The 14,396-nt window shown below is 60.7% G+C and carries 10 protein-coding genes; 8 read left to right on the forward strand and 2 right to left on the reverse strand.

Going from position 1 to position 14,396, the window contains the following annotated elements:
• Positions 1 to 77: 77 nt before the first annotated feature.
• From aceE to OHL13_RS07825, 3 genes are all read left to right on the forward strand, one after another.
• A complete protein-coding gene (gene aceE, locus OHL13_RS07815; RefSeq protein WP_263409568.1) occupies positions 78 to 2,768 on the forward strand; it encodes a pyruvate dehydrogenase (acetyl-transferring), homodimeric type in 2,691 nt (896 codons plus the stop codon).
• Between the two features lie 117 nt (positions 2,769 to 2,885).
• Complete coding sequence (locus OHL13_RS07820; RefSeq protein ID WP_263409569.1) at positions 2,886 to 3,512, forward strand: thiamine pyrophosphate-dependent enzyme; 627 nt, start codon at positions 2,886 to 2,888, stop codon at positions 3,510 to 3,512.
• 22 nt (positions 3,513 to 3,534) lie between these two features.
• Positions 3,535 to 5,451: a capsule assembly Wzi family protein gene (locus OHL13_RS07825; RefSeq protein WP_263409570.1), complete on the forward strand. Its 1,917-nt coding sequence runs from the start codon at positions 3,535 to 3,537 to the stop codon at positions 5,449 to 5,451.
• Positions 5,452 to 5,513: 62 nt separating this feature from the next.
• Here OHL13_RS07825 and OHL13_RS07830 read toward each other — a convergent pair whose 3' ends face one another.
• On the reverse strand, positions 5,514 to 6,470 hold the full coding sequence (locus OHL13_RS07830) for a UDP-glucuronic acid decarboxylase family protein (protein ID WP_263409571.1): 957 nt from the start codon (positions 6,468 to 6,470) through the stop codon (positions 5,514 to 5,516).
• Positions 6,471 to 6,508: 38 nt separating this feature from the next.
• Positions 6,509 to 7,897: a UDP-glucose dehydrogenase family protein gene (locus tag OHL13_RS07835; protein WP_263409572.1), complete on the reverse strand. Its 1,389-nt coding sequence runs from the start codon at positions 7,895 to 7,897 to the stop codon at positions 6,509 to 6,511.
• Between the two features lie 134 nt (positions 7,898 to 8,031).
• On the opposite strand from OHL13_RS07835, the gene OHL13_RS07840 reads away from it, so the two are divergent.
• The 5 genes from OHL13_RS07840 to OHL13_RS07860 all read left to right on the forward strand — a co-directional run bounded on the left by OHL13_RS07840 (position 8,032) and on the right by OHL13_RS07860 (position 14,388).
• Positions 8,032 to 10,287, forward strand: coding sequence for a GumC family protein (locus OHL13_RS07840; protein WP_263409573.1), 2,256 nt, complete (start codon positions 8,032 to 8,034; stop codon positions 10,285 to 10,287).
• Positions 10,284 to 11,306, forward strand: a complete 1,023-nt coding sequence (locus OHL13_RS07845; RefSeq protein WP_263409574.1) for a polysaccharide biosynthesis/export family protein — start codon at positions 10,284 to 10,286, stop codon at positions 11,304 to 11,306. Before OHL13_RS07840 ends, OHL13_RS07845 begins: the two co-directional genes overlap by 4 nt.
• Positions 11,307 to 11,367: 61 nt before the next feature.
• Entirely contained in the window at positions 11,368 to 12,579 is a 1,212-nt protein-coding gene (locus OHL13_RS07850; protein WP_263409575.1) for a glycosyltransferase family 4 protein, read from the forward strand.
• 38 nt (positions 12,580 to 12,617) lie between these two features.
• Positions 12,618 to 13,769 carry a glycosyltransferase gene (locus OHL13_RS07855; RefSeq protein ID WP_263409576.1) on the forward strand — a complete coding sequence of 384 codons (1,152 nt, stop codon included), beginning with the start codon at positions 12,618 to 12,620 and terminating at the stop codon, positions 13,767 to 13,769.
• A 16-nt stretch (positions 13,770 to 13,785) separates the two neighbouring features.
• Positions 13,786 to 14,388, forward strand: a complete 603-nt coding sequence (locus OHL13_RS07860) for an LbetaH domain-containing protein (protein WP_263409577.1) — start codon at positions 13,786 to 13,788, stop codon at positions 14,386 to 14,388.
• The last annotated feature ends 8 nt before the right edge of the window (positions 14,389 to 14,396 follow it).

Here is a 14,396-nt window from a genome sequence, read left to right on the forward strand (position 1 = left end):
ACGTAGGCGAAACGGTTTATCGTGTTAGTCGGCAGGCTGATATCCGCCCAAACTTCTTCTTATAGGGGTGCCCCTGAATGTCCACCAAGCTCGATAACGCTCCGGCGACCGCAAACGCCGATTTCCTGGCTGAAGTCTCCGAGTGGATTGAGGCATTTGACGAGCTCGTCGTTGCCGAAGGCGCCGAGCCCGCAGCCGACCTTCTCACCGCCCTCAAGCAGCGCGCTGCCGAGGCCGGGGTCGCCGCGACCGGCGAGTTGACCACCCCTTACCGCAATACCATCCCCGCCCACGATGAAGTGCCCTACCCCGGCGACCGCAATCAGGAACGCCGCGTGGAAGCCCTCATCCGCTGGAACGCCATGGCGATGGTGCACGGGCAGAATAAGAAGGACGCCGGCATCGGTGGCCACCTTTCCACCTACTCCTCGCTCTGCACCCTGCTCGAAGTCGGCTTCAACCACTTCTTCAAGGGCAAGACGACCGGAGCCGACGGCAGCCAGCAACCCGGGGACTTTATCTACTTCCAGGGCCACGCTTCGCCCGGTGTTTACGCCCGCGCCTTCCTAGAAGGCCGCCTGAGCGAGCAGCACCTGAAGAACTTCCGCCACGAGCTGCGCGACACCCCCGGCCTGTCCAGCTATCCACACCCCTGGCTGATGCCCGAGTTCTGGAACTTCCCCACCGTTTCCATGGGGATCGGCCCGCTGAACGCCATCTACCAGGCCCGCTTCATGCGCTACCTGGAAAACCGCAGCCTCATCCAGAAGACCGATCGCAAGATCTGGGCTTATCTGGGCGACGGCGAGACGGATGAGGTCGACTCGCTCGGCGCGATTGGCCTGGCCACCCGCGAGAAGCTCGACAACCTGATCTTCGTTGTCAACTGCAACCTGCAGCGTCTTGACGGCCCGGTCCGCGGCAACAAGCGCATCATCGACGAGCTCGAAGGCGTCTTCCGCGGCGCTGGCTGGAATGTCATCAAGGTAGTCTGGGGCGCGGATTGGGATGCTCTCTTCGCCAAGGATTACAAGGGCCTTCTGCTCAAGCGCATGGAAGAGTGCGTCGACGGCGACTTCCAGGCCTACAAGGCCAAGGGCGGCGCGTACCTGCGCCAGCACTTCTTCGGCAAGTACCCTGAGTTGCTGGAGATGGTCGCCGACCTGACCGATGAGCAGCTTGCCCGCCTGCATCGCGGCGGACATGACCCCGCCAAGATCTTCAACGCCTACAAGCGCGCCGTGGAGTACACCGGCGGACCCACCGTCATCCTGGCGAAGACCGTCAAGGGCTACGGCCTCGGCTCCACCGAGGCACGCAACGCCAGCCACCAGGAGAAGAAGCTGACCGACGAGAGCCTGGCCGCCTTCGTCAAGCGCTTTGAGATTCCGGTCTCCGAGGAGACCGCTCACAACGCCGGCCTCTATCACCCCGGACAGGACGCTCCAGAGATCCAGTACCTGCAGGCTCGCCGCAAGGAGCTAGGCGGCTATCTGCCCGTCCGCGAGGTTCCCGAGCTCTCCTTCAAGGCGCCCGAACTCGACTTCTTCAAGGAGTGGATGGGCGGATCGAAGGGACGCGAGGTCTCCACCACCATGGGCTTCGTCTCCATGCTGCGCCTTCTGCTCAAGGAGCCGAACTTCGGCAAGTATGTTGTGCCCATCGTTCCCGACGAGGGACGTACCTTCGGCCTGGAGTCGGTCATCAAGCAGGTTGGCATCTATGCCTGCGAAGGCCAGAAGTACACGCCACATGACTCCGACATGCTGCTGAGCTACCGCGAGGAGAAAGACGGCCAGATCCTGGAGGAAGGCATCACCGAGGCCGGTTCCATGGCCAGCTTTACCGCTGCCGGCACAGCCTACTCCAACTACGGCATCCCCTCGATTCCCTTCTACATGTACTACTCGATGTTCGGCTTCCAGCGCATCGGAGACATGGCTTGGGCCTTCGCGGACTCACGCGGCAAGGGCTTCCTGATGGGCGGCACCGCCGGTCGTACCACCATGCTGGGTGAAGGTCTGCAGCACCAGGACGGCCACTCGCACGTTCTGGCCAGCACTGTTCCTACCTGCCTCTGCTATGACCCGGCCTACACCTTCGAAATGGCCGTCATCATCCAGGACGGTCTGAAGCGCATGTACGAGAAGATGGAGAACGTCTTCTACTACATCACCATGTACAACGAGGACTACGTTCAACCCGAGGCTCCGGCCAACCTGGACGTCAACGGCATCCTCAAGGGTCTGTACCTCTTCAAGCCGGCGGAGAACGCCACCGTCCAGCTCTTCGGTTCAGGCACCATCCTGAATGAAGTGTTGAAGGCGCAGCAGATCCTGGCCGACGAGTACAAGGTTCAGGCCAACGTCTGGTCCGTCCCCAGCTACATCGAGCTTCGTCGCGATGCTCTCGCGGTTGAGCGCTGGAACCGCCTGCATCCCTCCGAGAACGAGAAGAAGCCATACCTGCTGGAAGCCCTCGGCGACGCGCAGGGTCCGGTCATCGCCGCTTCGGACTACATGAAGGTCATGCCGGATGCCCTGGCTCCCTGGCTCGGCCAGCGCCTGGTCACCCTCGGCACCGACGGCTTCGGCCGCTCGGACAACCGCGAGCACCTGCGCGCTCACTTCGAAGTCAGCGCCAAGGACATCGTGGCTGCCACGCTCTCCAAGCTCGTCCGCGAGGGCAAGGTCAAGGCCAAGGCTGCCGTCAAAGCCTTCGCCGACCTGGGTATCGACACCGAGAAGAAGGACGCGGCTCGCGCCTAATCTGCTCACTCACCACGAAGAGCCCGGCTATGGCCGGGCTCTTCTCTTGCACCTTGAACCTTGCCCCTTGCACTCGGCACCGTGTGTGCTACCTTGCAGAGAAACAGATCGAGAAAAATGTCCGCCGCTACCTTCGAGAACCCTCTCATTCCCAATCAGCGTCTGAAGCAGCTTTATAACGCCATGCGCGACCTGCGCACGGGCAGCAAGAAGACACGCGGCCTGGAAGCAGGCATTGCCGCCACAGCCAGTCATCTGCGCCCGCAGGACACCATTGCGGCCTCCGCAACGCTCGGCCTAGCTGTCGCGATCGTGCAGCAGAGCAGTGGCAACCTGCTGCCGCCAGCGCTCGACGCCGACCAGAAATTCGCTGCGGCCCACGGCGCTGCCTTCGCCAACAAGCACTTTACACCCGGCTCGGTGGCCGTTCTCTACCTGGACAGTGCCCTGCCCGCATCCTATGGCCGCTTCCTGGAGATGACCGCACTGCGGGAGCTGCCGGTGGTCTACGTCCAGGCTCCCGGCCACAAGGCCCACCCCGCCGCGGTAAAGCACAAAATCCCGGTGATTCCGGTCGACGTCAACGACGTTGTAGCCTGCTATCGCGTCGCTCAGGAAGCCTTTACCCGTGCCCGGACGCTCCACCTGCCGACCTGGATCAGCTTCCAGCAGGTCGACAAGGAAGATCCGCTCGATAGGATGCGCTCATATCTTAAGTCCAAGGGCTTGCTGGCACGCGGCTAAGCGCGGGTACACTGGGAGCAGCATGCGCCGTCTCCCGGTTCTTCCCACCATCGCTTTCAGTTTCATCACCTTACAGCCAGCGCTCGCTCAACAGGCAGATCCGGCGCAGATTAATCTGCCCGCGCAGCAGCCGGCCTATGGTCAGCAGCAGACAGGCACTCCCGCTCGCCCGGCTTATAACCCGGACCAGCAGTCCACTCCACCGGCAATGCCGCAGCCACAGAACGTTCCACCTCCGGTGGTCGCTCCCCGGCCCACCGAGAAGCATCCCTTCACCGCGCGTAACCAGTACGGCCCGCCGGCCACGCTGCGCAAGATCGACTTCCTCGGCTCCGTATACATCCCGGTCGACAGTTGGATCTACCCGGCGATGCTGCGCCTCTACTCCTTCGGCTATCTCGACTCCGCCTTCATCAGCCTGCGCCCATGGACGCGCCGCAGCGCCATCAACATGCTGGTCGACTCCGAGCAGGACATTCGCGCCAGCGACAACGAAGAGGCGCGAGCCATCCTTGATTCCCTGCTGCACGAGTTCGACCCCGAGCTCTCCGCTAACACAAACGGCATAGGCGCGGTCAACGGACTCTACTCGGCCTACACGCGCGTCGGATACATCAACGGCCCCGTGTTGCGGGACAGCTATCACCTGGGCCAGACCATCAGCAACGACTATGCCCGCCCTTATCAGAGCGGCTTCAACAACGTCACCGGCTTCTCCACGGTGACTGAGGTCGGCCGCTTCTCGCTCAACATACGCGGCGAGTACCAGCACGCTCCCTCCGGTGAGGGCTACAGCCGTGCCCTGTCGGCATTCTTCTCCGATCGCGACCTCGTGAATACCCCGTACGCCGGCTACAACGCGCGGCAGGCGACCATTCCTGAAGGCCCCATCGCGGCTACCAATACCTTCCGTATTCAGGAAGCGAATCTCTCCGTCCACCTGCTGAAACACGAGTTCTCACTGGGTAAGTCAGATGCGTGGAACGGCCCCGGCGTCGGTGGTAACTTTTCCTGGAGCAACAATGCGGAGAACATCTACTCCTTCCGCATCAACCGCGTTGAACCCATGTATATCCCGTTCGTCCGGCGTATTCTGGGCCCTCTGCGTTACGACTTCTTCGTCGGCAGCCTGAAAGGACACACCTACCCCAACTCTCCCTGGGTGCACTCCACGGCCTTCAGCTTCTCCCCGACCAAAAACTTCCAGTTCGGCCTGACACGTACAGCCATCTGGGGCGGAAAAGATCATACCCCCGTCACCCTGCATACCTTCTTCAAGAGCTTCTTTCACTTCCAGGACACCAATAACGAAGAGAAGTACTCTCGTTCCGACCCGGGCGCGCGTTTCAGCACCTTCACCGCCTCGTGGCGTCCGCCGCTGCCAAAGCACGTGGCCACTCTCTATGTGGATGCGATGGTCCATGATGATGTCACACCCATCAGCGCACCAAATCGTTCCGCCATCCGCTCAGGTCTTTACCTGGCACAGTTGCCGTATCTGCCCAAGCTCGATCTCCGCCTAGAAGGCGCCTACACGGACCCTCCTGTGATTAACAGCACCGGCGGCTACTTCATGTACTACGAGATCGTGCAGCGCCAGGGATACACCAACAAGGGCTTCATCATGGGCGACCCGCTCGGACGCGAGGCCAAGGGCGGCAATGCGTGGTTGACCTGGCACTTCTCCGGCAACGAGTGGCTTCAGCTCTCCTACATGAACAAGAAGAACACCAAGGACTTCATTCCCGGTGGCACGACGCAGAACCAGTTTGCCGTCAATCTGGTCAAACGGCTCTCAAGGGAAGTCGAGTTGAATGCAACCCTGCAGCATGAACGCTGGAAGGCGCCCATCTACAAGCAGGGCCAGCAGTCCAACACGCTCGTTCAGTTCCAGCTCACATGGTACCCGCGGTTGAAGCAGGGTCTCGGCGTCCGGTAGCTGCTCTGAAAAGAAAAATGCCCCGCGCAGGATCATCCTGTGCGGGGCGTTTCTCTTTTACCTTACGCCGAAGCTTTTTCCGCCTCGACACAGCTTTGGAAGTACGGCAGAGAGCGCGTCAGGCCTTCCCGCAGCATCACCTTCGGCTCCCACCCCAGAAGGGTCTTCGCCTTGGTAATGTCCGGCTTGCGTTGCTTCGGATCGTCCTGCGGCAACGGCTCGAAGATCATCTCGCTCTTCGATCCAGTCACGGCAAGCACTTCCTTCGCGCACTCGATCATCGTCCACTCCACCGGGTTGCCGATGTTGGTGGGCAAATGCTCGTCGCTCCACGCCAGCTTGACGATACCCGCGATCAGGTCGCTCACATAGCAGAAGCTGCGCGTCTGCAGACCGTCGCCATAGATGGTCAACGCATCGCCACGCAGCGCCTGCATCATGAAGTTCGAGATCACACGACCGTCATTCGCCTGCAGGCGAGGTCCGTACGTGTTGAAAATACGCACCAGGTGCGTATTCACACCGTGATAGCGGTTGTAAGCGGCAACAGCGGCCTCGCTGAAACGCTTGGCTTCGTCATACACGCTGCGCGGACCGATCGGGTTCACATTGCCCCAATAGGTCTCCACCTGCGGATGTACCAGCGGATCGCCATAGCACTCCGACGTGGACGCATGCAGGTACCCGGCGCTGTACTTCTTTGCCAGCTCCAGCGTGTTCAACGTTCCGGCCGAGCCAACCTGCAGCGTCTCGATACCGAGACGCATGTAGTCGGCCGGACTGGCCGGCGACGCCATGTTGAAGAGAAAATCGAACGGACCGGGATCGAAGCTCTGGCAGATGTCCTGCTCGGCAAAGGTAAACCGTGGCTCATTGGCAAGATGGCCCAGGTTCGCCATCTTGCCAGTCGCCAGGTTATCAATGCCATGCACATCATGCCCTTCGGCCAGCAGAACATCGCACAGGTGCGATGCTAGAAATCCTGCGGCTCCGGTGACAACAATGCGGCGCTTGCCCATGCTTTGGGTCTTCTCCTTGTACGCGTTGCGTTCGTAAATTAGTGGGCCGGGTGGGCCGACGGACGTCCAACGCTGGTGTAGTGGAAACCAGCCTCCGCCATCGCCTCGGGCTCATACAGGTTGCGGCCGTCCACAATGATGGAGTAACGCATCGACTTGTTCAGAAGCGCCAGGTCCAGCTTGCCGAACTCTGCCCAGTCGGTCAGGATCAGCAAGGCATCGGCGTCCTTGGCTGCTTCGTACACATCGCTCGCGTACTTGCAGTTCGGCCCCTCGGGAATCTCAAGCTTGGCACGGTCCATCGCAGCCGGATCGAAGGCAGTAATCGAGCAGCCTTCCGCCAGCAGAGACTGCACCAGATCAATCGCCGGACTCTCGCGGATGTCATCCGTATCGCCCTTGAATGCCAGGCCAAGCACACCAAGCTTCTTGCCGCGCAGCGTCCACAGCGCCGAACGCACCTTGGCGATAAAGCGCTTCTTCTGCTTGTCGTTGATCTTCTCAACCTCGGCCAGAAGGTCGAAGCCGATACCCATCTGCTCCGCCACCGAACGGAACGCCGAAACGTCCTTCGGGAAGCAGGAACCACCGTACCCGATACCCGGACGAAGGAACTTCGGACCGATACGGGCATCGAGTCCCATGCCCTTGGCCACCTGCTCCACATTTGCATCCGCTTCTTCACAAATATTCGCTACAGCGTTGATAAAGCTGATCTTCAGCGCCAGGAAGGCATTCGAGGCATGCTTGATAATCTCGGCGCTTTTGGTCGAAGTCAGAAGGAGCGGCGGCAGATTCTCGGTATTGCATACGCCAGGAATCTGGTCGGGCTGCTTGTAGTAAGCGCCCTCCGTCAACGGTGCATAAATGGCCTTCAGCAGTTCAGCCGCACGCGGGCTGTCAGAGCCCACCACGATACGGTCCGGGTGCAGGAAGTCTTCCACCGCAGTACCTTCGCGCAGGAACTCGGGATTCGACACCACGTCGAACAGGTGCTTATCCACGCCATTGCGCTCAATTACACGGCGAATCCACTCGTTGGTATAGACCGGTACCGTGCTCTTTTCCACGATGACCTTGTAGCCATTGACCGAACGGGCAATCTCAGCCGCTACCGCTTCCACATAGGACAGATCGGCATCACCGGTCTCGCTCTGCGGAGTTCCTACCGCAACAAAAATCACATCGGAATTCTTGGTGGCTTCGCCCAGGTCTGTCGTGAAGGTGACCCTGTTGTTTCTGTACTTGCCAAGCAGCTCGGGCAAGTAATTTTCATGGATCAGCGTGTCGCCGCCCTGCAATGCCTTCACCTTGCGCTCGTCGTTGTCTACACAAACGACCGAGTGCCCGATTTCAGCGAAACAGACCGCCGCCACCAGACCCACATACCCTGAACCGACTACTGCGATGCGAACGTTTTGCGCCATAGGCTCCCTGTAAGTTTTTGATCTACTGGCTCCAGTCTAGGGCATAGTTCTGGATTTTCAATGTCCCGAAACATTTGATTTGAAGATACTTTTCAAATTCCCCGAACTGGCCGCCTCGTTTAGACTGTCATCACATGGGTCCGCAAAATCCTCAGCCACCTGCACCTCCAGCGACGGACTACCGCGCCGGTGCGCCCGCATCCTCCTCCGATGCGACGCTTTCAGAAGCTCTTCTTGTACTTCGGAAGCGACGCTGGGTTTTGCTTGTAGCCATCATCTTTGGCTTCGCTTACGGCATCTACCGCTCGGCATCGCAGCCACGGCTCTACGTCGCTACCGGTCGCATTGAGGTCCGCTCGGGGTCGTCCAACGAGTACCGCCTCACCACCGCAGCCGCTGCGGGGCTTGATTCCAGCAACCACCTCACAACAGAATCCTCCATCCTCACCAGCGAGACCCTTTTGCTGACGGTTGCCCGTGAGCTGAATCTTAACAACGAGCCGGCCTTCCTCGGTGTCCGTCCTCCTATCCCAACCACGTCTCTCGACACACCGAAGATTCGCCAGGCAACGCTCGCCCGCCTGAAAAGCGGCCTTTCGGTCGCTCCCGTCCAGCGCACGGACCTGATCACGATTACCTATCGCAGCCTTGATGCGAATCTGTCAGCCAACATCGTCAACACGCTGATCAAGGACTACATCCAGCGCAGCTACCAGACCCGCTTCAACTCCGCGCAGCACGCCAGCCAATGGCTGACTGGTCAGCTCGACGACCTGAAACAGCAGGTAGAGACATCGCAGGAACAGCTTCTCGAGCTGCAGCGCCGCCTCGGCTCCGTGGGACTCAGCCTCGATCCCACTCATGGCAGCCAGAGCGAAATCACTTCGCTGATTGACACGCTCACCAAGGCCGCCGGCGATGCCCGTATCACCCGCATCATCTCCGAGTCCCGCTACCGTGCTCTCGCCTCCACGGACCCGGCCGGCATGGAAGGCCTGATTGATGCCACCCCCGGCGTGCAGCCAGGACCGCTCAACAATCTCCGCAGTGAACTCGCCACGGCGCGTGCTCACTATGCCGAACTGAATACGCAGCTCGGTCCCAGCCACCCGCAGGTCAAGGCGCTCAAGGCGCAGATGGATGAACTGACCTCGGAGATCAACGTCGAGCAGGGACGCCTGCTCAACCAGGCAAAGCAGACCTACCTCGCCGCCAAGGCAGCCGAAGAACAGACGCAGGCCGCACTCGACTCCCAGAAGGCGGACGCGTACAAGCTGCGCGATGAGCTGGTGGAATACACCCTGCGCCAGCGCGAGTTCGAGTCCGGACGTCAGCTCTATGACAGCCTTCTGCAGCGGCTTCGTGCAGCCGGCATTCAGGCTGGACTGGAATCGCTTGAAATCGATGTCGTTGACCAGGCGCTGATTCCTGCTGCTCCCTCGCTGCAGTCGCAGACCAGCATCATCATCGTCACGCTGATCTTCAGCCTCTTCGGCGGCATCATCGTGGCCTTCCTCCTCGAGAGCCTCGACACCGGCCTGCGCAGCATTGCCGAAGTGGAAGCCCTCACGGAGTTGCCGGCGCTGGCCATCATTCCACGCTCCCGCCGCACCGTCAGCGAACTGCCTTCGGGCATGAGCGTTACGCAGGTCAACATGGGCGTGCTCACCATGCCCAAGTCGCAGTTTGCTGAGGCCTTCCGGTCGCTGCGTACCTCCATCCTGCTGGCAACCTCGCCGCACCCGCCGCGCACCATCCTGTTCACCAGCGCAACCCCGTCTGAAGGCAAGACCACCTGCGCCACCAACCTGTCCTGCATCCTGGCCCAGCGTGAAACCAAGGTCCTGCTCATCGACGCCGATCTTCGCCGTCCCAGCGTGCATCACCGCTTTGGACTGAACGGCAAAGTCGGTCTCTCGACCGTTCTGACCGGCGCCACCACACTGGAAGAGGCGGTGCAGCAGGTTAGCGATGTACCGAATCTGGACATCCTGCCCAGCGGACCGGTTCCTCCCTTCCCCACCGAAATGCTCAGCTCCGATGGAATGCAGAGCCTGCTGCAGGAAGCCAAGGAGAAGTACACGCACGTGGTGATCGATTCGCCCCCGATCCTGTCGGTGACCGACGGCGTCATCCTCGGCCGTCAGACCGATGCCGCCGTTCTCGTCATCCGGCACGGCAAGTCCAGCAAGCAGGTCGTCCGGCGCGCGCGTGACCTGCTCATCCGCTCCGGCATTCACGTCACCGGATTCATCCTCAATGCCGTCGATATCAACTCGCCTGAGTATTACGGCTACTACGGATACTCCGGCTACTCCTATGCGAATCTCGATTCGGAAACATGGGAAACAGCAACTCTACCCAAGAAGCGCAAGGACGGTGACGCATGAAACTGACCATGCCGTTTCTCAAAGCGCCCTCGATGAACGCGAAGATCGCCGCCGCCGCTCTGTTGACCCTCGCTCTCGCAACCACGCCATCTGCTGTGGCCCAGTTCTCCGGCCCCGCGCCTGGCAATGAGAGCGGAGTCAATCGGCCGCTGCAGATCACGACCGATCCCGCGCTCCTGTTCCCGGCAGACCGCGAGCCCGTCCTCAGCCCCGGCGATCTTCTGACCGTACACATCTTCGGCGTCACCGGCACGGATGATTACAGTCCGGTAGCGCGCGTCTCTCTGGACGGCGCAATTGCCCTTCCGCTGGCGGGCGTCGTGCATGTGCAGGGACTCACCCTGCGCCAGGGAGCTGATGCCATCGCCCAACGTCTCGTTGCGGCCGGCATGTACCGCAACCCACAGGTCACCCTCCTCGTGACCGAGTCTCCTAACCAGGTCGTGACCGTCACCGGCGAAACCCACGGCATCGTCCCGGTTGTAGGTAAGCGACGTCTTCTGGACGCTCTCTCTGTGGCGGGTGGCCTTACTCCCACCTCCAGCCATGTCATCACCATTCTGCGCCCCGGCCAGGATGTTCCCATGAACGTCGACCTCGGCAACGATCCGGTCGCCAGCACCATGGCCAATGTGCCCCTCTTTGCCGGGGACACCGTCATCGTCTCCAGGACCGGTGTTGTGTATGCCCTGGGAGCCTTCCGGACGCAAAGCGCGATTCCTCTGACCGGCAATACACCGCTTACCGTATTGCAGGCAATTACCATTGCCGGCGGCCCCAACTACGAAGGCAACCGTGCGGATACCCGTATTATTCGCACGCAGGGAACCCATCGGGTCGAAGTCAAGGTCAATATGTCCCGTGTCCTTGCAGGCAAGGATCCGGACCCCGTACTGCAGTCAGACGACATCCTTTATCTGCCGACCAGTGCCCTCAAAGCCGCCATTCGCGCGGGTGGCATCGCCACTCTCATGGGCATTGCTCAGCTCTCGTCCTACATCACCCTCAACAGTCGGTAAGTCTCGTGGCAGTTATTACACGGAAAAGGAGTTAACCTACCGCATGATAGGTGGTCATGAAGTGTCCTCCAGACGCACGCTCCGTCTTGCGTACCTGGTCACGCACCCGATCCAGTATCAGGCCCCCCTGCTCCGCCGTATCTCGCAGGAGCCGGATATTGACCTGACCGTCTATTTCGGTTCGGATTTTTCCGTCCGTGGCTACAAAGACCAGGGCTTCGGCGTTGAGGTCAAGTGGGATGTCCCTCTGCTCGAGGGATACAAGTACGAGTTCCTTCCCCGCATTCTCGATAACGTCGGCTCTCCTGGCCATCTGCGCCCCCTGAACCGTGGCTTCCTGTCGCGGCTCAGCAAGCAGGACGTCCTGTGGACGCACGGTTACTCCAGCCTCAACGCCATCCAGGCCATGCTTGCCGCCAAGGCGCTTGACGTTCCCGTCCTGCTCCGCGCCGAGCCATGGCTGGCGGACCGCCCGCGTGCGGGCTGGAAGCTCGCCGCCAAAAAGGTCTTCTTCCGCGCCCTGCAGAACCTGGTGGATGCGACTCTGCCCATCGGCACACTCAACAGCCAGTACTGGACTTACTACTTCGGCGACGATACGCCGCAGTTCCTCTTCCCGTACGCGGTCGATAACAGCTACTTCCAGCAGCGTGCCCTGCCCGCACGCGAAGGCCGCGCCAGGCTGCAGCAGGAGTTCAACCTGGACCCCTCCCGTCCGGTCATCCTCTTCGCCTCAAAGCTGCAGACCCGCAAGCACTGCGATCACCTTCTGGAAGCCTATCTTCGCCTTGCTCCTGCACCAGGCGTCGATCCGCATCCCTACCTTGTCATCGTCGGCGATGGCGAGCAACGCGCCCAACTGGAAGCCAGCGTCAAGCAGGCAGGCTGCACCAGCGTTCGCTTTGCCGGCTTCCGCAATCAGGCAGAGCTGCCAGGCTTCTTTGACCTGTCCAGCGTCTTCGTTCTTCCCTCGCGGCATGAGCCCTGGGGCCTGATCGTCAACGAAGTCATGAACGCTGGGCGCGCCGTCGTCGTCTCCACCGATGTCGGCAGTCAGCCCGACCTTGTAACCGATGGGGTCGAAGGCTGCGTCTTCCCTGTTGGCGATATTGACGCTCTTACCGATGCTTTACGCCGTGTCTTTGCGACACCGGAGACACCAGCAGCCATGGGCCACGCAGCACTGGAACGTATCAATCACTGGAGCTTTGAAGAAGATGTGCGTGGGTTACGGCAAGCTCTTGCCCACGTCACAGGAAACTTCATCGCCTGATTTTTTCTGCCAACGGTACTCTCTGAGTCTTCATTTTCATGCGCATTCTGCACATCATTCGGACGATCAATCCGGAGGCCGGCGGCCCCATTGAGGGTGTTCGCACGCTGATCCGCTACCGGGACCTGGGCTACCACGGAGAGGTCGTCACCCAGGACGACCCCAATGCCCCCTACCTCAAGGGGCTCGACTTCCCTGTGCACGCCCTCGGCCCCGTCAACTCAACCTACGGCTATACCTCCAAAATGATCCCGTGGATGAAGGCCAATCGCCACCGCTTCGATGGTGCCGTGGTCAACGGCCTTTGGAACTATGGCGGCTTTGCAGCATACCGAGCACTCGCCGGCCATCTGCCCTACGTCGTCTTCCCCCACGGCATGCTTGACCCCTACTTCAAGTCGGCATACCCGCTCAAGCATCTCAAGAAGCTGCTTTACTGGCTCCCTACCGAATACTGGGTTCTGCGCGCAGCCAACTACGTTCTCTTCACCTCCAGGGCAGAGAAGGAACTGGCCGAAAAAACCTTCCCTGTATGGAGTTGGACCCCGCACATCGTTCCCTACGGCGCAGATCATCCCCGCATCAGCAAGGAAGATGCCCAGCGCGTCTTCTTCGAACATGCGCCCGAGCTGCGGGATAAGCGCTTCCTGCTCTTCCTTGGCCGCATCCACCCGAAGAAGGGCGTCGACCTGATGATCGAAGCCTTCACGCAGACCGCGCATCTCGATCCGGATCTCCACCTCGTCGTCGCCGGTCCTGACCAGGTCAACTGGCGCCCTGAGCTGCAGGCCATGGTCAATTCGGCCGGACTCACCAGCCGCGTTCACTGGCCCGGCATGCTGAAGGGGGATCTGAAGTGGGGAGCCTTCTACGCCAGCGAGGCCTTCATCCTTCCCTCGCACCAGGAGAACTTCGGCATCGCCGTTGCCGAGGCGCTCGCCTGCGGCAAGCCTGTGCTCCTCTCGGATCAGGTCAACATTGCCGGCGACATCAAGGCCGACTACGCTGGCATCGTGGAGCAGGATACCCTGCAGGGAACGCTCAATCTCTTCAACCGCTGGCGCGAGCTCTCGCCTGAAGACCGGGCGCGCATGTACCAGCAGGCTTCCAGCACCTTCAGCACGCGCTACGATATGCGGGAGAACGCGAAGACAATCCTCCGCCTGTTCGAAGAAGCAAAAGCGAAGTAATCTTTCAGGAACAGACATGGCACGGCAGATCGACTACAAATCGACATTGACGGTTGCGGCGGACGGCCACGAAGACCCCTACCTTCGGCCCTCGTTCTCGCTCGGCAACCGCCTTCTACGCCTGGTGTGGAACATCACGTGGCTGCTGCTCTACCGCACTTCGCCACGCCCTTTCCATGCCTGGCGCAGCATGCTGCTTCGCCTCTTTGGAGCAAAGGTCGGCCCTAACTGCCATTTCTATCCCGGCTCAAAGGTATGGGCTCCGTGGAACTTCGTCTGCGGAGAGCAATGCACCCTGGGCGATGGTTCCGAGGTCTATAACCCTTCCGTCATCACCTTCGCCGAACATGTCATCGTCTCGCAACAGGGCTACATCTGCGGCGCCACGCACGACTACGACGACCGGCACTTCCCCCTGCTCAGCTACCGCATGCACTTCGGCGCGTACTCCTGGATCTGCGCCCGCGCCAATGTCAGCCCAGGCGTCAACGTCGGAGAAGGAGCCGTACTCGGCCTCGCTTCCACCGCAACCCGCGACCTGGAAGCATGGGGAGTCTACGCAGGCTCGCCCGCGGTCAAGGTAAAGGACCGCAGAAACTTCCTGCACGAGGTCAAGTAAAACCGGCC

The organism is Terriglobus tenax (genome assembly GCF_025685395.1).
Taxonomy (GTDB): domain Bacteria; phylum Acidobacteriota; class Terriglobia; order Terriglobales; family Acidobacteriaceae; genus Terriglobus; species Terriglobus tenax.

Excerpts from the sequence above, each read along its gene's own strand:
- OHL13_RS07860 (WP_263409577.1), top strand. The coding sequence starts at position 13,786 with ATGGCACGGCAGATCGACTACAAATCGACATTGACGGTTGCGGCGGAC.
- OHL13_RS07855 (WP_263409576.1), top strand. The coding sequence starts at position 12,618 with ATGCGCATTCTGCACATCATTCGGACGATCAATCCGGAGGCCGGCGGC.
- OHL13_RS07830 (WP_263409571.1), bottom strand. The coding sequence starts at position 6,470 with ATGGGCAAGCGCCGCATTGTTGTCACCGGAGCCGCAGGATTTCTAGCA.
- OHL13_RS07845 (WP_263409574.1), top strand. The coding sequence starts at position 10,284 with ATGAAACTGACCATGCCGTTTCTCAAAGCGCCCTCGATGAACGCGAAG.
- aceE (WP_263409568.1), top strand. The coding sequence starts at position 78 with ATGTCCACCAAGCTCGATAACGCTCCGGCGACCGCAAACGCCGATTTC.
- OHL13_RS07840 (WP_263409573.1), top strand. The coding sequence starts at position 8,032 with ATGGGTCCGCAAAATCCTCAGCCACCTGCACCTCCAGCGACGGACTAC.
- OHL13_RS07820 (WP_263409569.1), top strand. The coding sequence starts at position 2,886 with ATGTCCGCCGCTACCTTCGAGAACCCTCTCATTCCCAATCAGCGTCTG.
- OHL13_RS07835 (WP_263409572.1), bottom strand. The coding sequence starts at position 7,897 with ATGGCGCAAAACGTTCGCATCGCAGTAGTCGGTTCAGGGTATGTGGGT.
- OHL13_RS07825 (WP_263409570.1), top strand. The coding sequence starts at position 3,535 with ATGCGCCGTCTCCCGGTTCTTCCCACCATCGCTTTCAGTTTCATCACC.